The sequence below is a fragment of the Clavibacter sp. AC415 genome (assembly GCF_979252985.1).
In genome coordinates this window covers 98,050-122,301 of record NZ_CEEDAR010000016.1, presented here as the reverse complement: position 1 = coordinate 122,301, position 24,252 = coordinate 98,050, and the positions used below count along the sequence as shown (strand labels likewise).

The window sequence follows — 24,252 nt, the reverse complement described above, 5'->3', positions numbered from 1 at the left end:
GCCTCTGCAGCACCTCGTCCCCGCCCATCCCGACGTCCTCGCCGGGCTCGACCACTGGCGCACGCTCGAGGTCAAGCAGCAGCCGGCCTGGCCCGATGCCGCCGCGGTGCACGCCGCGTCCGCCGAGATCGCCCTGCTCCCGCCCCTGGTGTTCGCGGGCGAGGTCGACCAGCTGCGCTCGCGCCTCGCCGCCGCGGCCGACGGCCGCGCGTTCCTCCTGCAGGGCGGCGACTGCGCGGAGACGTTCGCGGGCGCCACGGCCGACCAGATCCGCAACCGCGTGAAGACCGTGCTGCAGATGGCCGTGGTCCTCACCTACGGCGCGGCGATGCCCGTCGTGAAGATGGGCCGCATGGCCGGGCAGTTCGCCAAGCCCCGCTCCAGCGACTCCGAGACGCGCGGCGACCTGACGCTGCCGGCGTACCGCGGCGACATCGTGAACGGCTACGACTTCACGCCCGAGTCGCGGGCGGCGGATCCCGCGCGCCTCGTGAAGGGGTACCACACGGCCGCCTCCACCCTGAACCTCATCCGCGCCTTCACGCAGGGCGGGTTCGCCGACCTGCGCGAGGTGCACAGCTGGAACAAGGGCTTCGCCGCGAACCCCGCCAACCAGCGCTACGAGCAGCTCGCCCGCGACATCGACCGGGCGATCAAGTTCATGGAAGCCGCGGGGGCCGACTTCGACGACCTCAAGCGCGTCGAGTTCTACACGGGCCACGAGGGCCTCCTCATGGACTACGAGCGCCCCATGACGCGCATCGACTCGCGCACGGGCACTCCGTACAACACCTCGGCGCACTTCATCTGGATCGGCGAGCGCACGCGCGACCTCGACGGCGCGCACGTCGACTTCCTCTCCCGCGTCCGCAACCCGCTGGGCGTGAAGCTCGGCCCGTCGACGACCCCCGAGACCGTGCACGAGCTCATCGAGAAGCTCGACCCGCATCGCGAGCCCGGCCGGCTCACCTTCATCACGCGCATGGGCGCGGGCCGCATCCGCGACGCGCTGCCGCCCCTGCTGGAGGCCGTGAAGCAGTCGGACGCGCACCCGCTCTGGGTGACCGACCCCATGCACGGGAACGGCCTCACCACGCCCACCGGCTACAAGACCCGGCGCTTCGACGACGTCGTCGACGAGGTGCAGGGCTTCTTCCAGGCGCACCGGGCGGCGGGCACGCACCCCGGCGGCATCCACATCGAGCTCACGGGCGACGACGTCACCGAGTGCCTGGGCGGATCCGAGCACATCGACGAGGCCACCCTCGCGACGCGCTACGAGTCGCTGTGCGACCCGCGGCTCAACCACATGCAGAGCCTCGAGCTCGCGTTCCTCGTCGCGGAGGAGCTGGCCGCCGCGCGGAGCTGATCCCCTCCATGACGACCGATGCCCCGCCGCCCTCGAGGGCGGCGGGGCATCGTCGTGCGGGTGGACGCACGCGGAGCGCGCCGGGCGGGATCAGCCGGACGCGGTGATGCCGAGGTTCACCGTCGAGCCGCGACGCGCGAGCGCCTCGGCCTCCGGGCTGGCCGAGGCCACGCGGGTGATGCTGTTCGGGAGGGCGTCCCAGAAGGCGGAGTAGGCGTACTTGAAGCCCGCGGCGTCGAGGGCCGACTTGGCCTCGTCGCGCGTGAGCCCGACGACGGCCGGGACGGCCACGAGGTCGGGGCCCTTCGAGATCTCGAGCCCGACCCTGCTGCCGGGCGCCCCGTCGAGACCGGAGCGGACGGGTGCGTCGTCGAGCGCGTAGACGGAGATGACCCCGCCCTTGTCCACGTCGTCGCTGAAGGCCTGCCGGCCCGCCTCGCCGACGAGGCCCGCCTGCGCGAGCGTGGCGACGGCCTGGTCGACCGAGCGCCCGTTGACGTCCGGGATCCCCCCGGCGGCGACCACCAGGGTCACGGGCTGCTGCTCCGGGTACTGGGCGCCGATCGGCGCGCCGGAGGCGTCGAGCACCTGCACGACCGTGCCCTCCTCGGCGTCGCCGTACTGCCGGATCGTCGCCTCCTGCACGACGAAGGGGACGCCCTCGAGGCTCGTGCGGGCGTCGTCCTCGGAGGCGCCGACCACGTCGGGCACGTCGAGCAGCTGCGGGCCGGTGGAGGCGTAGACGGTGACGGTGGAGCCCTGGTCGACGGGCGTGCCCGACGCCGGGACGCTGCGGGTGACGTACCCGACCTCGACGTCGACGCTCGGCTCCTCGGCGCGCGCGACCACGAAGCCCTGGCCCTGGAGGGTCCCGGCCGCGTCGTCCACGGCCATCTCGGTGACGGTCGGCACCGGCACGCGCGCGCCCGGACCCTGGCCGTAGTACCAGCCGGTGCCGCCGGCGAGGGCGGCCAGCATGACGATGAGGAGCGCGAGCACCCACCCGCGCGTGCGTCGGCGGGACCCTGCCGCGGCCAGCGCGACGACGGAGTCCGGCTCGGACCGCTCGGGCTCCGAGCGGAGCATGACCGGGGGCCCGCCGACGACCTGCGTCTCTCCCGTGGTGACGGGCGGGAGGGCCGGGGCGCTCGGGAAGACGACGGTGCGCTGCAGCGGGGCGGGATCGCCGGAGCGGGCGTCGAGCCGGTTCTGCACGGCGTAGAGCTCGTCGAGGAGGGCCCGCGCGTCCCGGGGCCGCTGCTCGGGGTCGCGCGCGGTCGCCCACAGGACGAGCTCGTCGAGCTCCACGGGGACGGACGCGTTGGCGGTGCTGGGCGTCGGCACCTGGTCGTTCGCGTGCTGGTACGCGATCTGCATGGGCTGCTCGCCCTTGAAGGGCTGCTCGCCCGCGAGCATCTCGTACATCATGATGCCGACCGCGTAGATGTCGCTGCGCGTGTCGGCGATGCCGCGGGTGACGAGCTCGGGGAGAGGTACGCGATCGTGCCGAGGAGCGCCTGACCCGTCGCCGTGTTCGCGCTGACGGCGCGGGCCAGGCCGAAGTCGCCGATCTTGATGCGGCCGTCGTCGGCGAGCAGGACGTTCTCGGGCTTGAGGTCCCGGTGGACTATGCCGGCCTTGTGCGCCGCCGCCAGCCCGGAGAGCACCGCCTCGAGGATGTCGAGGGTCTGCTCGGGCGTCAGCCGCTCGTACTCCTGCAGCAGCTCCCGCAGGGTCATGCCCGGCAGGTACTCCATGACGAGGTAGGCCATGTCGGAGTCCTGGCCCTGGTCGAAGACGTTGACGACGTTCGGGTGCGCGAGCCGTGCGGCCGAGCGCGCCTCCTGGATGAAGCGGTCGCGGAAGGCGCTGTCGTCGGCCAGGTGCCCGTGCATCACCTTCACGGCGACGCGCCGCTCGAGCCGCAGGTCGGTCGCGACGTAGACCGTCGCCATGCCGCCGCGCGCGATGCGGGACCGGACCTGGTACCGACCGTCGAGGAGACGGCCGATCATGGGGTCGGTCGGGCTGGAGGTCACTGGACGATTCTAGGGATCAGCGGTGTCGGACCCTCCCCGGCACACCGGTGCGCCGGCGCCCCGGTGCGCACGCGGATGGGCGTCAGCCGATCTCGTCGAGCCACTCCCAGGCGGGTGCCTCCCACTTGGCGTAGGCGTCGGGGTAGGCCGAGTACTGCACGGCCTGCGCGGCCTGGGTGACGGTCATCGACTTCCAGCCGGGGATGTCGAGGAGCCCCCGCGTGCTGCCCGGGTTGGGGTTGACGCTGCCGCCGAAGAACGCGCGCGAGGCGTAGACCGGATCGTGGAGGTCGGACGGCTGTCCCCAGCCCTGGCTCGGGCGCTGCTGGAACAGGCCGATGGAGTCGCGGTCGCCCCAGTCGAGGTTCCGCAGCGTGGACTCCTGGGCGGCGGTCGCGAGGGCGATGACGAGCCCGTAGTCGCTCACGCCGGCGGACCGGCCGACCTGCACGATGACGCGGGCGTTGCGGCGCATCTCGTCGGTCATGATCGTCGTCCCGTGCAGGGACGCGACCTGCACGACGGAGGCGGAGGCGTGGGGGATGGTCAGCTTGCTGCCGGCGTAGATGATGCTCGACCAGTTCAGCCCGTTGGCGTTCAGGAGGTCCTGGATGGTGACGCCGGACTCCTGCGCGATGCTGTGCAGCGTGTCGCCGGTCTCGATCGTGTAGGTGCCCGACAGGCCGGCCTGGGCGGCGGGTGATGCGCTGGCCGGGACAGCGGGCGAGGCCGCTGCGGACGAGCCGCCGCCGGGGATGGTGAGGCGGTTGCCCGGGAAGATCGTGCTGGTGGCCTGCAGGCCGTTGGCCTGCAGGACGGCCGAGGTCGAGACGCCGTGGCGCCCGGCGATGCCGGAGACGGTGTCGCCCGCGACGACCGTGTAGCTCCCAGCGGAGCCCGTGGGCGCCGTGGAGGGCGCCGCGGCAGCGGAGCCGCCGCCGGAGCCGCCCAGGGTGAGCGTCTGGCCGGGGAAGATCGTGGTCTTCCAGCCGAGGCCGTTCTGCGCCAGCACCGAGGCGGTGGAGATCCCGAAGCGGCCGGCGATGCCGGAGACGGAGTCGCCGGACTCGACGACGTAGGTGGCGGGTGCGGCGACCATGGGCGCGGCGGCAGGGGTGACGGTGGGCGCCGCGATGCGGGGGATCTTCGTCTGCGCCGGACCCGACTTGGCCTTGGGGACGCGCTTGACCGGGGCCGCCTCCGCAGGTGCCGCCATGCCGAGGCTCACCGCGAGCGATCCGACCAGCACGATGGGCATGGTCGCGAGGAGCGCCTTGGAGCGGCGGTTCGCCGTGCGTCCGGTGGACGCATCCGAGGACCGGCTGGGGTCGCGAGGAGGGGTGGATTCGGTCATGGGCATGTTGGTCTACTCCGGCCTTCGTGCACGATTCCCTGATGCAGGTGTTCCACGTTAACACGCAGGGAGAGCAAAGCGCACATACGTGACGCATGTGACTGGAGTGACCAGCGACACGCGTGTTCGGCGGATGGGCAGCCGGCGAGTTGCCGCGGCCGACACCGGGCGCGGGGACGGCCGGGTTCCCGTCGGCAGCCCCGGACGTGCCAGCATGAGAGACGTGAACGAGCCCTATGCCGACCGTGAGTGGTTGACCGTCCCCGATCTCGTCGACCTCCTGGGTCTCACCGTCAGCCGGGTGCGCCGGCTCATCGAGGACAGGCGGCTGCTCGCCGTCCGTCTCGACGGCGTGCTCAAGGTCCCCTCGGTGTTCCTCCGCGACGGCGAGCCGCTGTCGGAGCTGCGCGGGACGATCATCGTGCTCGGCGACAACGGCTTCACCGACGACGAGGCGATGGACTGGCTCCTGACCGAGGAGCCGAGCCTCGGGGCCGCGCCGGTCGACGCCCTGATCGCGGGCCGCAAGGCCGAGGTGCGTCGGGTGGCGCAGGCGAGCGCCTGACCCGTCCGCCCCTTCCCGTCGAGGGAGACGGTGCGCCGGTCCGTGCCGATCAGGTCGTGCGGCGCGTGACGCTGTCGACCAGGAGCTCGAGCTGGTTTCGGGCGCGTGCGCCGATGGGCGCGTCGCGCAGCGCCGCGAGCGACTCGCGCACGTGACGGGCGATCATGCCCTCCACCTCGTCCAGCGCCCCGCTCTCGCGGAGGATCGACTGGAGCGCGCGGATCTGCTCGTCGTCGAGGTCGGGGTCGCCGAGGAGCGCGTCGACCGTGCGGCGGACGCCGTCCGGGAGCCGACGCCGCGCGAGGGCGATCAGCACGGTGCGCTTGCCCTCGCGGAGGTCGTCGCCGCTCGGCTTGCCCGTGACGGCGCTGTCGCCGAACACCCCGAGCACGTCGTCGCGCAGCTGGAACGCGATCCCGAGCGGCAGGCCGAACGCGCGCAGGGCCGCCACCTGCTCCGGTGAGGCGCCGGCGAGGCTCGCCCCGACGACCAGGGGCGCCTCGATGCTGTACTTGGCCGACTTGTAGACGATGACGTTGTGGGCGCGGGCGAGCGTGTCGTCCTCGGGGACGGTCGGCCAGGCGACCTCCTCGAGCACGTCGAGGTACTGGCCGAGGGTCACCTGGGTCCTCATGGTCGCGAGCTCCGCGCGGGTCGCGCGGGCGGAGGACCCGTCGGCCAGCGCCAGCAGGGAGTCGATGAGCAGCTCGTCGCTCCACCCCAGGAGGAGGTCCCCGAGGAGGACGGCCCCGGCCTCGCCGAAGCCCGACGAGGACCCGCCCCAGCCGCTCGCCGAGTGCAGGGCCTCGAATCGGCGGTGCGCCGCCGGGCGTCCGCGCCGGGTGTCCGAGCGGTCGATGATGTCGTCGTGCACGAGAGCGGCGGCGTGGAAGATCTCGAGGCCCGCGGCGACGCCGACGACGGCCCGGTAGCCGGGCCGCTCCTCGCCCTCCGGCCGTCCCGTGGGGGAGGGCTCGAGGTCGATGACGGAGCGCCAGCCCCAGTAGCAGAACTGCGCCCGGAACCTCTTGCCGCCTCTCAGCAGATCCGAGGAGAACTCCTGGATGGGCACAAGATCCGGGCTGATCTCCCGGAGTCCCGCGACCTGCGCCGACAGGAAGTCGTCGAGGCGGGTCTGGACGTGGCTGACGAGGCGGTCGCTTTCGGGCACCCGCCTAGCCTAGCCAGGGGCGGGGAGCTAGAATCCAGAGGTGAACACCGACGCGTCGTCCCGAGCCTGAGGGGAACATGATGCCGCTTTCCGAGCAAGAGCAGCGCCTGCTGGAGGAGATGGAGCGAAGCCTCTATCACAACGACGCAGACTTCGTGGCGACCGTCAGCGGTCGTCGCAGCAGACCGAACTACACGATGGTCGTGGTCGGGGTGCTGGTGATCGTGCTGGGCATCGCCGCCCTCGCCGCCGGCGTCATCACCAAGCTGGCCATCATCGGCATACTGGGCTTCGCCATCATGATCGTGGGCGCCCTGCTCGATATTCAGCCCGCGCGGCACGGTGGCCGAGGTTCCCTCCGCCGGCCCCTCGCGGCCGTCCGGCCGCGGCTCCGGAGGCCGCGCCCCGTCGTCGTCCTTCATGGACCGCATCAACGAGCGCTGGGAGAAGCGCCAGGGCGGTCAGGACTGACCACCAGCTGAGGGGCCTCCACCGCCCTCCACCCGACCTCGAGGGGCCGGTCCCGATCCGCGGGACCGGCCCCTCTCGTCGTCCCGCCGGGTCCTCCACCGGCCTCCACCCCGCTCTCCACGCGTCCTCCACGTGGTTCCTCCGCGCCCCCTTCGCGGCCTCCCGGCCGCGAGGGGGGCGCTGTCGCGCGCCCGCGGCGCGCCGGGCGGATCCCGGCCCTCCACATCCCTCCCCCCGTCTGCGCCCCCGGATCCACGGGCATCGGGGGACATGCGATGGGAATGCGGCGTCGCCCCCTGGCGGTGGGTGGAGGGCTGTGGAGTAAAGTGGAGCAAGTCCTGAACCACGGCCGGAGAGACAGGGGGTGTCGGTGTGTTCCTCGGCACCCACTCGCCTCGTCTCGACGACAAGGGGCGGCTCATCCTCCCCGCGAAGTACCGCGACGAGCTCGAGGGCGGCGTCGTCATGACGCGCGGCCAGGACCGCTGCATCTACGTGTTCACGACGCGCGAGTTCGAGGAGCTGCACGACCGGATGCGCCAGGCGCCGCTCGCCAGCAAGCAGGCGCGCGACTACATGCGCGTCTTCCTGTCCGGCGCCAACGCCGAGACGCCCGACAAGCAGCACCGCATCACCATCCCGCAGGCCCTCCGCACGTACGCGGGCCTCGACCGCGAGCTCGCGGTCATCGGCGCGGGCAGCCGCGTCGAGATCTGGGACGCCGGCACGTGGGACGAGTACCTCACCGCCAACGAGAGCGCGTTCGCCGACACCGCGGAGGAGGTGATCCCCGGACTGTTCTGACCCCGGCCCCTGACTCCCAGCCGTCCGACGCCCTGCCGCACTTCCCCGGTGGCAGGTCGGGACGGATGGGGATCAGGAGTCGCGTGCAGGACATCGGGATGCCATGGCACTCGACGACATCCACACCCCCGTCCTCCTCGAGCGGTGCCTCGAGCTCCTCGCCCCCGCCCTCCAGGGCGAGGGCGCCGTGCTGGTCGACGCCACGCTCGGGATGGCGGGCCACTCGGAGGCGTTCCTCGACGCGCTGCCCGGGCTGCGGCTGGTGGGGCTCGACCGCGACCCCGACGCCCTCGCCATCGCGGGGGAGCGGCTCGCGCGCTTCGGCGACCGCGTGCACCTCGTGCACACCGTCTACGACGGCATCGGCCGGGCGCTCGACGGGCTCGGCATCGACGAGGTGCAGGGCGTGTTCTTCGACCTGGGCGTCTCGTCGCTCCAGCTCGACCGGGTCGAGCGCGGCTTCTCCTACTCGCAGGACGCCCCGCTCGACATGCGCATGGACGGCACCGCCGGCCTCACCGCCGCGCAGGTGGTCGCCGAGTACGACGAGCTGGAGCTGCGCCGCATCTTCTACGACTACGGCGAGGAGAGGCTCGCCCCCCGCTACGCCAGCCGCATCGTCCAGGCCAGGGAGCTCGAGCCCATCACGACCTCCGCGCGGCTCGTGGACATCATCCAGCAGGCCACCCCCGCCGCCGTGCAGCGTGCCGGGCACCCCGCGAAGCGCGTGTTCCAGGCCCTGCGCATCGAGGTCAACCAGGAGCTGAGCGTGCTGGCCCGGGCGATGCCCGCCGCCATCGACCGGCTCGCGATCGGCGGCCGCGTGGTCGTCGAGTCGTACCAGTCCCTCGAGGACCGGATCGTCAAGCGCGAGCTGCGCGCCCGGTCCACGAGCACCGCGCCCGTCGGCCTCCCCGTGGAGCTCCCCGAGCACCGTCCCGAGCTCAAGCTCCTCGTCCGCGGCGCCGAGCTCGCGGACCAGGACGAGATCACCCGCAACCCCCGCGCCGCATCCGTCCGGCTGCGCGCCGCAGAACGAGCCAGGAGGCGACACGCATGACCGACGCAGCACGCGCGACCGCGCGTCCCCGGATCCGGCCGTCCGCCGAGCCCGCCACGCGCCACATCGAGGTCGTCGCCACCCGCGGCCAGCGGCGCGCCCGGCCGCGGACGGTGTACGCGCTCATCGTCGTCGGCGGACTCTTCGCCGTCCTCCTCGCGCAGCTCCTGCTCTCCATCGGCCTCTCGGACGGCGCGTACGCGATCCAGTCGCTCCAGCAGCAGCAGAAGGAGCTGGACCGCACCCGCCAGGCGCTGACCGAGGACGTCGACCGCCTGTCCTCGCCGCAGAACCTGGCCCGCAACGCGCAGGCGCTGGGCATGGTCGCCAGCGCCTCGCCCTCGTTCCTGTCCCTCGACGGCACCGTCCAGGGGACCCCGCAGGCGGAGGACGGCGCGACCACGCCGCTCACCGCCGACACCCTCATCGGCAACTCGCTCCTCACGGGCGTCCCGCTCACCATCGCGGCCGACCCGGCGGAGCAGCAGGCGGCGGTCGAGGCCGCGACGTCCCAGGACGGCCAGGCGGCCGTCGACCCCGGTTCCGCGATCCCCGGGTCGGCGGAGGCCGCCGGCGGCGTCACGTCCGGCACCCCGGGCGCGCCCGCCGTCGGCGGCACGGCCTCCGGGTCCGCGTCCGCCACGGCGATCCCCACCCCGCAGACCCGCTGACCGCGCGCCCCGCCGCGGGTCCGACATCATCCGCACGACACCGCTCCGACGGAGCACCGCACCGCACCGCAGGCACCGAGAGGAATCCCCGAGTGACCACGATCTCGAACCGACGGCGCATCGCCTTCTCCCTCATCGCGATCCTCGCCGTCATCGGGGTGTTCGTCGTCAAGCTCATCGACATCCAGGTGGTGCAGGCGACGGAGCTCAACGAGGAGTCGCTCGGCAAGCGGGCGATCTCGCAGGTGCTCCCCGGCGTGCGCGGCAGCATCTACGACGCCGAGGGCAAGGTGCTCGCCGACAGCGTCCTCCGCTACGACGTCACGATGGACCCGTCGAAGGCGGGGGACTTCACCCGCACGATCACCGGCGACGACGGCGAGCGGACCAAGCAGGAGGTGTCCCTCGCCGACGCCGAGGCCCAGCTCGGCGCGATCACGGGCCAGAAGCCGGAGGAGATCCACTCGATCATCACGGGCACGCTCGCGAAGGACCCGGACTCGCTGTTCGCCTACGTGACCAAGGGCGTCGACGTCGACGCGTACCTCGCGATCCGCGACCTCGAGATCCCGTGGATCTACTTCCAGGCGGTCTCGAGCCGCACCTACCCGAACGGCCAGATCGCCGGCAGCATCCTCGGCTACATCGCGGGCGACGGCAGCATCAAGGCGGGCCTCGAGCAGGAGTACGACTCCTGCCTCGCGGCCGAGGACGGGGCGCAGACGTACGAGCGCGGCGCCGACGGCGTGGCCATCGCCGGCAGCACCGTCACGCAGAGACCCGCCGTCGACGGCAGCGACGTGATGACCAACATCGACACCGACCTCGAGTACTTCGCGCAGACCGCGGTCGCGGAGCAGGCCGTCAAGGTCGGCGCGGACTACGGCCACGCCACCATCGTCGAGGTGAAGACCGGCAAGGTCCTCGCGGTCGCCGAGTACCCGTCGGTCGACCCCAACGACGTGTCCGCCACCAAGCCCGAGGACCGGGGGAGCCGCGCGTTCGGCTCGCCGTTCGAGCCCGGATCCACGCTCAAGGCCGTCACCGCCGCCGCCCTGCTCGACTCCGGCAAGGCGGATCCCTCGACCCGCGTCGTCGCGCCGTACACGTTCACCCGGCCGGACGTGCGGCTGAGCGACAGCTACGTGCACCCCGACCTCCGCTTCACGCTCGCGGGCGTCCTCATGGACTCCTCCAACACGGGCATCTCGGCGCTCGGCGAGCGCCTGTCGGCGTCCGACCGCTACGACTACCTCCTGGGCCTTCGGCGTCGGGGAGAAGACCGCCATCGACTTCCCGGGCGAGAGCAGCGGCCTCGTGCGCCCCTGGCAGGAGTGGGACCCGCAGACGAACTACGCGACGATGTTCGGCCAGGGCCTCACGACCACCGCGCTGCAGGTCGCGAGCATCTACCAGACCATCGGCAACCACGGCGTGAAGCTGCCGCTGTCGCTCGTCTCGGGCTGCGAGCAGGCCGACGGCACCGTGACCCACCAGCCCTCCACCGAGGGCACGCAGGTCATCTCGCCCCAGGCGGCCGACTCCACGGTCAACATGCTCGAGACCGTGGTCACCGACGGGCACCTCGCGAAGGACCTCACGATCCCCGGCTACCGGGTGGCGGCGAAGTCCGGCACCGCGCAGGTCGCGGGGGCCGACGGCAAGTACGGCGACGACTACCTGGTGTCGATCGCGGGGCTCGCGCCCGCCGAGGACCCCCAGTACGTCGTGTCGATCAGCCTGGCCAATCCGGATACCATGAAGTCCTCGGCGGCCGCGGCGCCGGTCTTCCAGAAGATCATGTCCCAGGTCCTGAAGACCTACCGGGTCCCGCCCTCCAGCGTGCCGTCCCCGAACCTCCCGACGACCTACTGAGAGATGAGGGCGATGACCTCCCCTGCCACTCCCGCCCTCCGCCCCGAGCACCCCGTCGCGCGGTCGCTGTCCGGCCTCGTGAGCGACTTCGCGCTCGACGTCGTCGGCGACGTGGACGAGGTGGAGGTCACCGGCGTCACCCTCTCCTCCGGCGACGTGCAGCCGGGCGACCTCTACGTGGGGCTCCAGGGCGCGCGCGCCCACGGCGCCCGCTTCGCGGCGTCCGCGGCCGAGAGCGGGGCGGTCGCGGTTCTCACGGATCCCGCGGGCCTCGCCGACGCGCAGGCGTCCGGCCTCCCCGTGATCCTGACGCCCGACCCGCGGGCCGCACTCGGCGACATCGCCGCGTGGGTCCACCGCTCGACCGAGAACCCCGCCACGCTCTACGGCGTCACGGGCACCAACGGCAAGACGAGCGTCGTGTACCTGCTCGACGGCCTGCTCCGCCAGCTCGGCGTCGTCACCGGCCTCACCTCGACGGCCGAGCGGCGCATCGGCGACGAGAGCATCACCAGCCGCCTCACCACCCCGGAGGCCAGCGAGCTGCACGCGCTCCTCGCCCGCATGCGCGAGGCCGAGGTCCGTGCCGTCACCATCGAGGTCTCCGCCCAGGCCCTGTCGCGCCATCGCGTGGACGGCCTCGTGTTCGACGTCGCCGCCTTCATCAACCTCAGCCACGACCACCTCGACGACTACGCGGACTTCGAGGAGTACTTCGAGGCCAAGGCCGCGTTCTTCGACCCCGACCGCGCCCGCCGCGGCGTCGTCTCCCTCGACACCGAGTGGGGCCAGCGCATCGTCGACGGCTCGCGCATCCCCATGACGACGATCTCCTCCAAGCCGGGCGTGGACGCCGACTGGACCGTCACGGTCCTCGAGCAGACGGCGGACTCCACCGGCTTCCGCCTCGAGGGCCCCGACAACCGCGTGCTCGTGTCGCGCGTGCCGGTGCCCGGGTGGTTCATGGCCGCGAACGCCGGCCTCGCCATCGTCATGCTCGTCGAGTCCGGCTACGACCTCGACGCCGTGGCGCACGTGCTCGACCGCGACGGCGGGATCCAGGCCTACATCCCCGGCCGCGCCGAGCGCGTCTCGGGCGGCACGGGTCCCCTCTTCTTCGTCGACTACGGCCACACGCCCGACGCGTTCGAGCAGACCCTCCAGGCGCTGCGCCCGTTCACGCCCGGGAAGCTGGTGATGGTGTTCGGCGCCGACGGCGACCGGGACACGACCAAGCGGGCCGAGATGGGCGCCATCGCCGCCCGGCGGGCGGACGTCGTGGTCATCACCGACTACCACCCGCGCTACGAGGACCCCGCGTCCATCCGCGCCTCGCTCATCGCGGGCGCGCGGGCCGCGGTGCCCGACCGCGAGATCCACGAGGTGCCCGACCCGGCGACCGCGATCCGCACGGCGGTCTCGCTGGTCGGCGAGGGGGACACCATCCTCGTCGCCGGACCCGGGCACGAGGACTACCACGAGGTGGCCGGGCGCAAGATCCCGTTCTCCGCCCGTGACGACGCGCGCGCGGCCCTCCGCGACGCAGGCTGGAGCTGACATGATCGCCCTCACCCTCGCCGAGATCGCCGAGGCGGTCGACGGCCGCCTCCTCCTGCGCGGCGATGCCACTCCGCAGACCGTCGTGGACGGCGTGGTCGACACCGACAGCCGCCTCATCGAGGCCGGCGGGGTCTTCGTCGCCAAGCCCGGCGAGGAGACCGACGGCCACCTCTTCGCGCCCGCCGCCGTCGAGGCCGGTGCGGCGCTCCTCCTCGTGCAGCGCGAGCTCGACCTGCCGGTACCGCAGGTGCTCGTGCCGGACGTGGTCGACGCGCTCGGAGCCCTCGCCCACGAGGTCGTGGCCCGCGTGCGCGCCGTCGGCGACCTGCGCATGGTCGCGGTCACCGGATCCAACGGCAAGACCACGACGAAGAACCTGCTGCACGCGATCCTCTCGACGCAGGGCGAGACCGTGTCGCCCGTCGCGTCGTTCAACAACGAGGTCGGCGCGCCCCTCACGATGCTCAAGGTCACCCGCTCGACGCGGTTCCTCGTCGCGGAGATGGGCGCGAGCGGGCTCGGCGAGATCACGCGCCTCATCCGCATGGCCAAGCCGGACGTGGGCATCGTGCTCACGGTGGGCCTCGCGCACGCGGGCGGCTTCGGCGGCATCGAGCGGACGCTCGCGACCAAGACCGAGATGGTCCAGGACCTGCTGCCCGAGGACACGGCCGTGCTCAACGCCGACGACCCGCGCGTGTCGTCCATGAGCGACAAGACCGCGGCGCCCGTCCTCTGGTTCGGCCGGGACGCGCGCGCCGCCGTGCGGGCGAGCGACGTCGCCGCCTCCGCCGCGGGCACCACGTTCACCCTCCACCTGCCCGACGGGTCCGCGCGTCCCGTGTCGTTCCGCGTGCTCGGCGAGCACCACGTCACCAACGCCCTGGCCGCGGCCGCCGGGGCCTGGGCGCTCGGCGTCGACGGCGACGCCATCGTGTCGGCGCTGCAGACCGTGCAGCGCGCCGAGCGCTGGCGGATGGAGGTGCTCGGCGGCAACGGCGTCACCGTCATCAACGACGCCTACAACGCGAGCCCCGACTCCATGGCGGCGGCGCTGCGCACCCTCGCGCAGATCAAGGGACCGGACCAGCGCACGGTCGCCGTCCTCGGCGAGATGAGCGAGCTCGGCGAGTTCGCCGAGGAGGAGCACGACCGCGTGGGGCTCCTCGCGGTCCGCCTCAACATCGGCCAGCTCGTGGTCGTCGGCCGTGCCGCGCGCCGCCTGCACCTCGAGGCCATCGCGCAGGGCTCCTGGGACGGCGAGTCGATCTTCGCCGAGGACGCCGCCGAGGCGCGCCAGGTGCTCGACCGCATCCTCCGCGACGGCGACCTGGTGCTCGTCAAGTCGTCGAACTCCGCCGGCCTCCGGTTCCTCGGCGACGAGCTGGGGGAGCGGTACTCGTGGTAGCCCTCCTCTTCGCGGGCGCGTTCTCGCTCGCCTTCACGCTCTTCCTCACGCCGCTGTTCATCAAGCTGTTCCACCGGCTGCAGTGGGGGCAGTTCATCCGCGACGACGGGCCGCAGACCCACCACACCAAGCGCGGCACCGCGACCATGGGCGGCATCGTCATCATCCTGGCGAGCGTGCTCGGCTACTTCGTGGGGCACCTGCTCACGTGGGACGGGATCCGGTTCGACCCGGTGACGCCCTCCGGCCTCCTCGTCGTGTTCATGATGGTGGGCCTCGGGTTCGTCGGGTTCCTCGACGACTACCTCAAGACGCGCAAGCAGCAGTCCCTCGGCCTCGGCGGCTGGCAGAAGATCGCCGGCCAGGTGCTGGTGGCCGCCGTGTTCGCGGTGCTCGCCATCACGCTGCGCGACCCCGTGTCGGGCCTCACGCCGGCGTCCACGGCCATCAGCCTGTTCCGCGACCTGCCGCTCGACTTCATGGCCCTCGGCGCGGTCGTCGGCACGGCCCTGTTCATCGTGTGGATCTGCCTCATCGTCGCCAGCACGTCGAACGGCGTGAACGTGGCGGACGGTCTCGACGGCCTCGCCGCGGGCGCCTCCATCTTCTCCATCGGCTCCTACGTCATCATCGGCTTCTGGCAGTTCAACCAGTCCTGCGACAGCGTCTCGAGCTACCAGAACGAGTACCGCTGCTACGAGGTCGCCAGCCCCCTCGACCTCGCGATCATCGCGGCGTCGATCGTGGGCGCGCTCATCGGCTTCCTCTGGTGGAACACCTCGCCCGCGCAGATCTTCATGGGCGACACCGGGTCCCTCGGCCTCGGCGGCGCCCTCGCGGCCCTCGCCATCCTCAGCCGCACCGAGCTCCTGCTCGTCTTCATCGGCGGCCTGTTCGTGATCGTCGCGGGGTCGGTGATCCTGCAGCGGATCTACTTCAAGCTCACCAAGGGCAAGCGCATCTTCCTGATGAGCCCGCTCCACCACCACTTCGAGCTGAAGGGGTGGGCCGAGGTCACGGTCGTCGTGCGCTTCTGGATCATCGCCGGGCTGCTGGTCGCGGCCGGCGTCGGCACCTTCTACCTGGAATGGATCACGCAGTAGAGATGACGGACCCCCTCGACGACGGCACGGCCCCCGCACGACCGGGCTCCCTGCACAGCTGGCACGACGACTGGACCGGCCTCCGCGTCGCCGTCCTGGGGCTCGGCCGCACCGGGTTCTCGGTAGCGGACACGCTCGTCGAGCTCGGCGCCGACGTGCTCGTCGTCGCCGCCGACGCGTCCCCGGAGCGGCTCGCCCTGCTGGACGTGATCGGCGGGCGGCTCGTGCGGCCGACCGAGGAGGAGCCCGTCCCGGCGGAGCTCGTGGCGTTCGCGCCGGAGCTCGTCGTCGTGTCGCCGGGCTACGCTCCGACGCACCCGCTGCCTACGTGGGCGTCCGCTGCCGGCATCCCGCTGTGGGGCGACATCGAGCTCGCCTGGCGGGTGCGGGACAAGACGGGCACCCCCGCCGAGTGGATCACCATCACCGGCACCAACGGCAAGACCACCACCACGCAGCTCACCGCCGCGCTGCTGCAGGAGGGCGGCGTGCGCGCGGTCCCGTGCGGGAACATCGGCCTGCCCGTGCTCGACGTCGTGCGGCACCCGGACGGGTTCGACGTGCTCGTCGTCGAGCTCTCGAGCCACCAGCTGCACTACATGCGCGAGGTGCGGCCCTACTCGAGCGCGTTCCTGAACCTCGCCGACGACCACCTCGAGTGGCACGGGTCGAGGAGCGCCTACGCCGCCGCCAAGGGCCGCGTCTTCGCCGACACCCGCGTCGCCTGCGTCTACAACCGCGCCGACCGTGCCACGGAGGACGCCCTCCGGGACGCCGACGTGCAGGACGGCGCCCGCGCCATCGGCTTCGGCCTCGACGCCCCCGGTCCGAGCGACCTCGGCATCGTCGACGGGATCCTCTGCGACCGGGCCTTCCTCGAGGAGCGCTTCACGTCGGCGCTGGAGCTGACGACCCTCGACGAGCTCCGCGCGGTCGGGCTCGCCGCGCCGCACATCGTGCAGAACATCCTCGCGGCCGCCGCCCTCGCGCGCTCCTACGGCGTCGAGCCCGGCGTCGTCCGGCAGGCGCTCCTGCGCTTCGAGCTGGACAGCCACCGCATCGAGCGGATCGGCGAGCGCGACGGGGTCGCGTTCGTGGACGACTCCAAGGCGACCAACCCGCACGCGGCGTCCGCGTCGCTCGCGGCGTTCCCCTCCGTGGTGTGGATCGTGGGCGGGCTCCTCAAGGGGGTCGAGCTCGACGAGCTCATCCGCGCGCACGGGCGTCGTCTCCGGGCTGCCGTCGTCATCGGCGTCGAGCGCGAGGAGGTCCTCGCGGCATTCGGACGACACGCGCCCGACGTGACCGTCCTCGAGGTGGCCGAGAGCGACACTGAGGAGGTCATGCGGTCCGCGGTGCGGCTCGCGGCGGGCGTGGCCCGGGAGGGCGACACCGTCCTGCTGGCCCCGGCAGCGGCATCCATGGACCAATTCACCGACTACGCCGACCGCGGGCGCCGATTCCGCGCCGCGGTCGACCACCACCTGGGAGGTGCGGCGGATGACACTGCCCCCGAGAACGACGCGGACACCGCGCACGGCTGACGCGCCGGGCCCACGAGGTCCGCGCACCACGCCGGCGGCCGGGCATGGCGAGCAGGAGGGCACGCAGCGTCGCGGGCTCGCCGCCCGCATCCACCTCGGCCGTGCCTTCCACGCCGAGAGCGGCTCCTACTTCCTCCTGCTCGGCACGACGCTGTTCCTGGTCGTCTTCGGCCTCGTGATGGTGCTGTCGTCCTCGAGCATCGACTCCTTCGTCGCCGGCGGCGGCTTCTTCGGCATCTTCCTCAAGCAGGGCATGTTCGCGCTCATCGGCATCCCGCTGATGCTGGTGGTCTCGCTCGTGCCGCCCATGTTCTGGAAGCGCTGGGCCTGGATCCTCCTCATCGCGGCGTGCGGCGTGCAGCTGCTCGTCTTCGGCCCCCTCGGCGTGAAGGTCGGCGAGAACGTCGGCTGGATCCGCGTCGGCGGCATGACCTTCCAGCCCGCCGAGCTCATCAAGGTGGGCCTCGTGCTGTGGCTCGGATTCATCCTCGCGCGGAAGCGGAACGCGCTCCGCACCTGGCGCGAGGTGCTCGTCCCCGTGCTGCCGATCGCCGGCGGCGCCGTAGGGCTGGTCGCGCTCGGCCAGGACCTCGGGACCGTCATCATCATGGCGAGCATCGTCCTCGGCGCCCTGTTCTTCGCGGGCGTCCCCGTCGGCAAGCTCGGGATCATGCTGGCCGTCGGCTCCGTGCTCGCGGTGATCATGACGGTCGTCAGCGACAGCCGACTCCGCCGCGTGACCGAGTTCCTCACGGGCGAGTGCGACTACGCCGGCGGATGCTGGCAGGCCACGCACGGCCTGTACGCCCTCGCGGCGGGCGGCGTGTTCGGCGTCGGCCTCGGCAACTCGAAGGCCAAGTGGATGTGGCTGCCGGAGGCCGACAACGACTACATCTTCGCGATCATCGGCGAGGAGCTGGGGCTCATCGGCGCGATCGTCGTCATCCTGCTGTTCGTCGTGCTCGCGATCGGCTTCATCCGCGTCATCCGCGCCAACACCGACACCTTCGCGCGCGTCGCGACGGGCGCGGTCATGACGTGGATCATCGTGCAGGCCTTCGTGAACATCGGGGTGGTGCTGAACCTGCTGCCGGTCCTCGGGGTGCCCCTGCCGTTCGTCTCCTCGGGCGGCTCGTCGCTCGTGACGACGCTCGTGGCCATGGGCATCGTGCTGGGCTTCGCGCGGAAGCCGACGACGGAGGAGTCGCCCGATGTGGTCCCCGCCGTCATCGGGATGCGGTCGTGACCGTCTACCTGCTGGCCGGCGGCGGTACCGCCGGGCACGTGAACCCGCTCCTGGCGGTCGCCGACGAGCTCCGCGCCCGTGAGCCCGACGCGACGATCCTGGTGCTCGGCACGCGCGAGGGCCTCGAGGCCCGGCTCGTCCCGGCCCGCGGCTACGAGCTGCTGACCATCGCCCGGCTGCCGTTCCCGCGCCGACCCGACCGGGCCGCGGTCCGCTTCGCCCCGGCGTTCACACGGGCGGTCGGCCAGATCCGCCGGATGCTCGCGGGGCGCGCGGTCGACGTGGTCGTCGGCTTCGGCGGGTACGCGGCCGCGCCGGCGTACCTGGCGGCGCGCCGCTCGGGGATCCCGGTCGTCGTGCACGAGGCCAACGCCTCCCCGGGGCTCGCGAACCGCCTGGGCGCGCGCGTCGCGGCCGCCGTCGGCATCACGTTCCCGGGCACCGCGCTCGGTCCGCGCGCGCAGGTCGTCGGCATGCCGCTGCGCCGGGAGATCGCGACCCTCGACCGCGCAGCCGTCCGCGCCGAGGCCCGCGCGGCGCTCGGCCTCGACGCCGACCGCCCGACCCTGCTCGTCACGGGAGGGTCGACGGGCGCCCGCAGCCTCAACCGCGCCGTCGTCCAGGTCGCGCCCGCCATCACCGGCACCGGCGCGCAGATCCTCCACATCGTGGGCGGCGCGCAGGAGTTCACCGACCCCGGCGTCGACCGGTACCACGTCGTCGGCTACTCCGACCGCATGGAGCTCGCCATCGCCGCCGCGGACCTCGTCGTCTCGCGCGCCGGAGCGGGCGCCCTCTCCGAGCTGACCGCGGTCGGCGTGCCCGCGGTGTACGTGCCGTACCCGGTCGGCAACGGCGAGCAGGCGGTCAACGTGCGCGGCGTCGTCGCGGCCGGCGGCGGCATCGTCGTCGCGGACGCGGACTTCACGCCCGACTGGATCCTCGCGCGGGTCCTCCCGCTCCTGTCCGACCCGGCGGCGCTCGCGCGCATGTCGGAGGCCGCCGCCTCCGTCGGCTCGCGCGACGGCGCCGCGCGCATGGCCGACCTCGTCGGCGACGCCCTCGCCGGGCGACCGCCCCGGCCCGTCGCCCGGCGCTGACCGACCGCCCGCCGCCCCCGCTTCCCACCTCCCGAGGAGACCGCACGTGATCGCACCCGACCTGACCATGGACATCCCGACCGAGCTCGGGCGCGTGCACTTCGTCGGCATCGGCGGATCCGGCATGAGCGGCATCGCGCGCCTGTTCCTCGCCGCGGGGCACCGCGTCACCGGATCCGACTCCCGCGACTCGGACGCGGTCCAGGCCCTCCGCGAGCTCGGCGCCGAGATCCACGTCGGCCACGACGCCGCGCACGTGGGTGACGCCGAGGCCCTCGTCGTCACGGGCGCGCTGTGGCAGGACAACCCCGAGTACGTGCTGGCGAAGGAGCGCGGCCTGCCGATCCTGCACCGCTCGCAGGCGCTCGCCTGGCTCATCTCGGGTCAGCGGCTCGTGGCCGTCGCGGGGGCGCACGGCAAGACGACGTCGACGGGGATGATCGTGACCGCGCTGCTCGAGGCCGGCCGCGACCCGTCCTTCGTCAACGGCGGCGTCATCGGCGGGCTCGGCGTCTCGAGCGCCCCCGGATCCGAGGAGCTGTTCGTCGTCGAGGCCGACGAGTCCGACGGGTCGTTCCTCCTCTACGACACCGCCGTGGCGCTCATCACCAACGTCGACGCCGACCACCTCGACCACTACGGCTCCCACGAGGCCTTCGACGACGCCTTCGTGCGCTTCGCCAGCGCCGCCTCCGAGCTCGTCGTCATCTCCAGCGACGATCCCGGCGCCCGCCGCGTGACCGCGCGCATCGAGGGCCGCATCGTCACCTTCGGCGAGGACCGGTCCGCCGACGTCCGGATCTCCGACATCGTCACCGAGGGTCCGGTCGCCTTCACGCTCACCCACGAGGGCGTCTCGCGCCGCGCGGCGCTCCGCGTCCCCGGCCGGCACAACGCGATCAACGCGGCCGGCGCGTACGCCGTGCTCGTGGGCCTCGGCGTCGAGCCCGACGACGCCATCGCGGGCCTCGCCGGGTTCTCCGGCACCGGCCGCCGGTTCGAGCTCCACGCGGAGGTCCGCGGCGTCAGCGTCTACGACGACTACGCGCACCACCCCACGGAGGTGCGCGCCGCCCTCGAGGCCGCCCGCACGGTCGTGGGCTCCGGCCGCATCATCGCCGTGCACCAGCCGCACCTCTACAGCCGGACGCAGATGATGGCGGGCGACTTCGCGCGCGTGTACGAGGAGCTGGCGGACCACACCATCGTCCTCGACGTGTTCGGGGCCCGCGAGGACCCGATCCCCGGGGTCACCGGCGCCCTCGTCTCGGAGCGGTTCGCGGACCCCGCCCGCGTGGACTACCTGCCCGACTGGCAGCAGGCGGCCGACCGCGCGGCGGACATCGCCCGCGACGGCGACTTCATCGTGACCCTCAGCTGCGGCGACGTGTACCGGATCATCCCGCAGGTGATCGGCGCGCTCGAGGGCCCGTCCGCGTCCGCCGACCCCGCCCCGTCCCCCCGGCTGCACGAGTGAAGCGGCCCGAGGGCTTCGACGGGCCCCGGGTCCCGCCGCAGCCCGCGGCGGGGGGCCCCGCGGACGGCGAGGACCGTCCCGGTCGGCGTCGCCGGTCCCGCGCCGCCGCGGCGCCCGCCGCGTCGCCTCCGTCCGCGACCCCTCCTGCCGCCGCGGCACCGGCGCAGGATCCCGCCCCGGCACGTGCGGGAGCAGGCGGGCCGTCGCGGCCCGTGGCCCCGCGTCCCGTGACGGCGCCGCCCGTCCCGCGCACCGGAACCGCTCCCGGCGCGCGCGCGGGCTCCGCCGCGCCCGCGACCCCCGCGTCCACGTCCATGCCGCAACGGACGCCCTCGACGCCGCGTCCCCGCGCGGACTGGCGCGACGACGACGAGCCCGACACCGAGCCGATCGTGCTGCCGCACCTCGCGCAGGCGCCGGTGGCGGCGCCGCCCACGCCGCGGACGGGCCGGGAGCCCGCCGAGCCGAGCCGCGGCGGGCTCGCCGGGCGGCTCGGTGCCCGTGCGCGAGGCGCCGCCGATGAGGCCTCCTCCGCGGCGGCCACCCGGCCCCTCCGCCGGCGGACGCACGCTGACGGCGATGGCGATGCCACTCCGCGCGCGCACCGACCCGCGCGCCCCGCGAGCGCGGCCACGGGCGACGCCGAGGCGCGACGGCAGCTCCGCCGCGCCCGCCGGGAGCGCCAGCGCTACGAGCGTCAGGAGGTCCGGCGCTTCACCCAGCGGGCACGGCGTCGCCGGGCGGGGCTCCTCGGAGCGCTCGGCGCGTTCCTGGCCCTCGCCGTCGTCGTCGGCATCGCCGTGTACTCGCCGCTCCTCGCGCTCCGGACGGTCGAGGTGGAGGGGGCGGACCGCGTCTCCCCGTCGAGCATCCAGTCCGCCCTCGCCGACCAGGTGGGCACGCCGCTGCCGCTCGTCGACCTCGACCGCGTCGGCGACGAGCTCCGCGCCTTCCCCCTCATCCGCAGCTACAGCACGGAGAGCAGACCGCCGTCGACGCTCGTGATCCGCATCGTGGAGCGCACGCCCGTCGCCGTGATCCAGTCCGGCGCGGGCTTCGACCTCGTCGACCCCGCCGGCGTGACGATCGAGCGCGCCACGGCGCGTCCCGACGGCTACCCGCTCATCGACCTGCCGAGCGCGGACCTCACGAGTCCGCGGTTCCAGGCGGCCACCGCCGTGCTGGTCGCCCTCCCGGCCGACTTCCTGCCCCAGGTCGACAGCATCCAGGCCAACACGACCGACGACGTGATGCTCACCCTGCGCAGCGGCAAGGAGGTCCTGTGGGGGAGCGGGAGCGCTCGGCCGACAAGGCGCAGGTGCTGCAGGCGCTCGTGAAGGCCCGTGACGACGTCGGCTCGTACGACGTGTCGGCGCCGGACGCCCCCGTCGCCGGACCCTGATCCCGGCGGGCTTCGCGACACGCGGCACGGGAGTCACCGCGCCGACCCGCCGCCCCCTGAACGTCGGGACCAGGAAATGCATACTGAGTAAACTCTAAGCCTCCACCGGAGGTCGAAGGTTCTAGCGGAGGCCCGTCGTGTCGAACAACCAGAACTACCTCGCCGTCATCAAGGTCGTCGGCATCGGCGGTGGCGGCGTCAACGCCGTCAACCGCATGATCGAGCTCGGTCTGCGGGGCGTGGAGTTCATCGCGATCAACACCGACGCGCAGGCGCTGCTCATGAGCGACGCCGACGTCAAGCTCGACGTCGGCCGCGAGATCACCCGGGGCCTCGGCGCCGGCGCCGACCCGGAGGTCGGCCGTCGTGCCGCCGAGGACCACGCGGAGGAGATCGAGGAGGCGCTGGCCGGCGCCGACATGGTCTTCGTCACCGCGGGCGAGGGCGGCGGCACGGGAACGGGCGGCGCGCCCGTCGTGGCGCGCATCGCGAAGTCGATCGGCGCGCTCACCATCGGCGTCGTCACGAAGCCGTTCGGCTTCGAGGGCAAGCGCCGCTCGGCCCAGGCCGAGCTCGGCGTCGCGACGCTGAAGAACGAGGTCGACACCCTCATCGTCGTCCCGAACGACCGGCTGCTGGAGATCAGCGACCGCGGCATCAGCATGCTCGAGGCCTTCGCGACCGCCGACCAGGTCCTCCTCGCCGGTGTCCAGGGCATCACCGACCTCATCACCACCCCGGGCCTCATCAACCTCGACTTCGCCGACGTCAAGTCGGTCATGCAGGGCGCCGGCTCCGCCCTCATGGGCATCGGCTCCTCACGTGGGGCCGACCGGTCGATCAAGGCCGCCGAGCTCGCGGTCGCCTCGCCGCTGCTCGAGGCCAGCATCGAGGGCGCGCACGGCGTGCTGCTCTCGATCCAGGGCGGGTCGAACCTCGGCATCTTCGAGATCAACGACGCCGCCAAGCTCGTGCAGGAGGCGGTGCACCCCGAGGCGAACATCATCTTCGGCGCGGTCATCGACGACACGCTCGGCGACGAGGTGCGCGTCACCGTGATCGCCGCGGGCTTCGACGGCGGCGAGCCGTCCGCCAAGGTCGAGAACCGCCGCAGCGGCTTCGTCGCGGCCGGTGGGGGAGCGGTCACCGCTCCCGAGGCGGTCGCGCAGGCGCCCGCGCGTCCGCAGGCGGAGGCGCCCGTCGCGTCCGTCCCGGCCAGCGACCCGACCTTCGAGGACGACGGCGACGACCTGGACATCCCCGACTTCCTGAAGTGACCGACGGTCCCCGCTCCGACGGTGCCGCCGCACCGGACGCCCACCCCGACGAGGCCCACCCGGGCCTCGCCGAGCGGTGGGCGTCCGTGCGGGAGGACGTCGCCGAGGGCATCCGCCAGGCCGGGCGCAGCCCGGAGGAGGTGACCACGATCGTGGTCACCAAGTTCCAGCCGGTGTCCCTCATCCACGCACTCGTGGACCTCGGGGTCCGCGACCTCGGCGAGAGCCGACACCAGGAGGCCCAGGGCAAGGCGGCGGAGCTCGAGGGGGAGGGCCTCTCGCGGCACTTCGTCGGCCAGCTCCAGGGCAAGAAGGCCCGTCAGGTGCGCCGCTACGCCTCCGTGATCCACTCCGTCGACCGTCCGTCGCTCGTGGACGCGCTCGCCTCCGACGAGCAGGAGACGCGCGTCTTCCTGCAGGTGAACCTGACCGACGACACGGGCCGGGGCGGCGTGCCGCCCGCCGAGGCGGAGGCCCTCGCGGAGCACGCGGCGGGGGCCCCCGGGATCCGCGTCCTGGGCGTCATGGCGGTCGCTCCCGAGGACGGGGAGCCGCGTCGTGCCTTCGCGCGGCTGCGGGGCATCTCGGACGATGTGCGGCGCATCCTGCCCGACGCGCGGGCCATCTCGGCCGGCATGTCCGGGGACCTCCGCGAGGCGCTCCTCGAGGGCGCGACACACCTTCGGATCGGCTCGGCAATCACGGGAAAGCGACCCGACCGCCCTTAACGTCGGGAGTGCGGTCCGGTTCGTCAGG

Annotated in this window: 19 protein-coding genes and 2 pseudogenes; 18 read left to right on the top strand and 3 right to left on the bottom strand. The window is 73.1% G+C overall.

Annotated elements, in window-relative coordinates; genetic code table 11:
• The first annotated feature begins 4 nt into the window (after window positions 1–4).
• The gene (locus ACZ411_RS08015; protein WP_464170088.1) at window positions 5–1,369 is read left to right on the top strand and encodes a class II 3-deoxy-7-phosphoheptulonate synthase; all 1,365 of its coding nucleotides are present in this window, start codon (window positions 5–7) and stop codon (window positions 1,367–1,369) included.
• Window positions 1,370–1,459: 90 nt separating this feature from the next.
• Here ACZ411_RS08015 and pknB read toward each other — a convergent pair.
• Together pknB and ACZ411_RS08005 are read right to left on the bottom strand one after the other, a co-directional pair.
• A pseudogene (pknB, locus tag ACZ411_RS08010) lies at window positions 1,460–3,408 on the bottom strand (Stk1 family PASTA domain-containing Ser/Thr kinase).
• An 82-nt stretch (window positions 3,409–3,490) separates the two neighbouring features.
• A complete protein-coding gene (locus ACZ411_RS08005; protein WP_464169765.1) occupies window positions 3,491–4,768 on the bottom strand; it encodes a LysM peptidoglycan-binding domain-containing protein in 1,278 nt (425 codons plus the stop codon).
• Between the two features lie 208 nt (window positions 4,769–4,976).
• On the opposite strand from ACZ411_RS08005, the gene ACZ411_RS08000 reads away from it, so the two are divergent.
• Entirely contained in the window at window positions 4,977–5,327 is a 351-nt protein-coding gene (locus ACZ411_RS08000; RefSeq protein WP_464169763.1) for an Rv2175c family DNA-binding protein, read from the top strand.
• Between the two features lie 49 nt (window positions 5,328–5,376).
• On the opposite strand, the gene ACZ411_RS07995 is transcribed toward ACZ411_RS08000, so the two are convergent.
• Complete coding sequence (locus tag ACZ411_RS07995; RefSeq protein ID WP_104289860.1) at window positions 5,377–6,498, bottom strand: polyprenyl synthetase family protein; 1,122 nt, start codon at window positions 6,496–6,498, stop codon at window positions 5,377–5,379.
• Between the two features lie 80 nt (window positions 6,499–6,578).
• Between ACZ411_RS07995 and ACZ411_RS07990 the strand changes: the two genes are divergently transcribed.
• From ACZ411_RS07990 to ACZ411_RS07915, 16 genes and pseudogenes are all read left to right on the top strand, one after another.
• On the top strand, window positions 6,579–6,980 hold the full coding sequence (locus ACZ411_RS07990; RefSeq protein ID WP_464169760.1) for a DUF3040 domain-containing protein: 402 nt from the start codon (window positions 6,579–6,581) through the stop codon (window positions 6,978–6,980).
• Window positions 6,981–7,341: 361 nt separating this feature from the next.
• The gene (gene mraZ / locus ACZ411_RS07985) at window positions 7,342–7,773 is read left to right on the top strand and encodes a division/cell wall cluster transcriptional repressor MraZ (RefSeq protein WP_094116079.1); all 432 of its coding nucleotides are present in this window, start codon (window positions 7,342–7,344) and stop codon (window positions 7,771–7,773) included.
• A 103-nt stretch (window positions 7,774–7,876) separates the two neighbouring features.
• Window positions 7,877–8,833: a 16S rRNA (cytosine(1402)-N(4))-methyltransferase RsmH gene (rsmH, locus tag ACZ411_RS07980; protein WP_464169757.1), complete on the top strand. Its 957-nt coding sequence runs from the start codon at window positions 7,877–7,879 to the stop codon at window positions 8,831–8,833.
• Window positions 8,830–9,504 carry a cell division protein FtsL gene (gene ftsL, locus ACZ411_RS07975; RefSeq protein WP_104289857.1) on the top strand — a complete coding sequence of 225 codons (675 nt, stop codon included), beginning with the start codon at window positions 8,830–8,832 and terminating at the stop codon, window positions 9,502–9,504. Before rsmH ends, ftsL begins: the two co-directional genes overlap by 4 nt.
• 92 nt (window positions 9,505–9,596) lie before the next feature.
• Window positions 9,597–10,703: pseudogene (locus ACZ411_RS07970) on the top strand (peptidoglycan D,D-transpeptidase FtsI family protein); the annotation flags it as partial.
• Between the two features lie 118 nt (window positions 10,704–10,821).
• Complete coding sequence (locus ACZ411_RS07965) at window positions 10,822–11,379, top strand: penicillin-binding transpeptidase domain-containing protein (RefSeq protein WP_464169755.1); 558 nt, start codon at window positions 10,822–10,824, stop codon at window positions 11,377–11,379.
• Between the two features lie 12 nt (window positions 11,380–11,391).
• Window positions 11,392–12,936, top strand: a complete 1,545-nt coding sequence (locus ACZ411_RS07960) for a Mur ligase family protein (RefSeq protein ID WP_104289855.1) — start codon at window positions 11,392–11,394, stop codon at window positions 12,934–12,936.
• A gap of 1 nt (window position 12,937) precedes the next feature.
• Window positions 12,938–14,347 carry a UDP-N-acetylmuramoyl-tripeptide--D-alanyl-D-alanine ligase gene (locus tag ACZ411_RS07955; RefSeq protein ID WP_464169752.1) on the top strand — a complete coding sequence of 470 codons (1,410 nt, stop codon included), beginning with the start codon at window positions 12,938–12,940 and terminating at the stop codon, window positions 14,345–14,347.
• The gene (mraY, locus tag ACZ411_RS07950; RefSeq protein ID WP_094116074.1) at window positions 14,341–15,450 is read left to right on the top strand and encodes a phospho-N-acetylmuramoyl-pentapeptide-transferase; all 1,110 of its coding nucleotides are present in this window, start codon (window positions 14,341–14,343) and stop codon (window positions 15,448–15,450) included. The genes ACZ411_RS07955 and mraY overlap by 7 nt, the downstream gene beginning before the upstream one ends.
• A 2-nt stretch (window positions 15,451–15,452) precedes the next feature.
• Window positions 15,453–16,994 carry a UDP-N-acetylmuramoyl-L-alanine--D-glutamate ligase gene (gene murD, locus ACZ411_RS07945; protein ID WP_464169749.1) on the top strand — a complete coding sequence of 514 codons (1,542 nt, stop codon included), beginning with the start codon at window positions 15,453–15,455 and terminating at the stop codon, window positions 16,992–16,994.
• Window positions 16,951–18,240 (top strand): putative lipid II flippase FtsW, encoded by a 1,290-nt coding sequence (ftsW, locus tag ACZ411_RS07940; RefSeq protein WP_464169747.1) that lies wholly within the window; start codon window positions 16,951–16,953, stop codon window positions 18,238–18,240. Before murD ends, ftsW begins: the two co-directional genes overlap by 44 nt.
• A complete protein-coding gene (gene murG / locus ACZ411_RS07935) occupies window positions 18,237–19,340 on the top strand; it encodes an undecaprenyldiphospho-muramoylpentapeptide beta-N-acetylglucosaminyltransferase (RefSeq protein ID WP_464169745.1) in 1,104 nt (367 codons plus the stop codon). Before ftsW ends, murG begins: the two co-directional genes overlap by 4 nt.
• A gap of 46 nt (window positions 19,341–19,386) precedes the next feature.
• On the top strand, window positions 19,387–20,817 hold the full coding sequence (gene murC, locus ACZ411_RS07930; RefSeq protein ID WP_464169743.1) for a UDP-N-acetylmuramate--L-alanine ligase: 1,431 nt from the start codon (window positions 19,387–19,389) through the stop codon (window positions 20,815–20,817).
• Window positions 20,818–21,131: 314 nt separating this feature from the next.
• Complete coding sequence (locus tag ACZ411_RS07925) at window positions 21,132–22,154, top strand: cell division protein FtsQ/DivIB (protein WP_464169741.1); 1,023 nt, start codon at window positions 21,132–21,134, stop codon at window positions 22,152–22,154.
• 202 nt (window positions 22,155–22,356) lie between these two features.
• On the top strand, window positions 22,357–23,496 hold the full coding sequence (gene ftsZ / locus ACZ411_RS07920) for a cell division protein FtsZ (RefSeq protein WP_094116071.1): 1,140 nt from the start codon (window positions 22,357–22,359) through the stop codon (window positions 23,494–23,496).
• Entirely contained in the window at window positions 23,493–24,224 is a 732-nt protein-coding gene (locus ACZ411_RS07915; RefSeq protein WP_464169738.1) for a YggS family pyridoxal phosphate-dependent enzyme, read from the top strand. The genes ftsZ and ACZ411_RS07915 overlap by 4 nt, the downstream gene beginning before the upstream one ends.
• Window positions 24,225–24,252 lie beyond the last annotated feature (28 nt).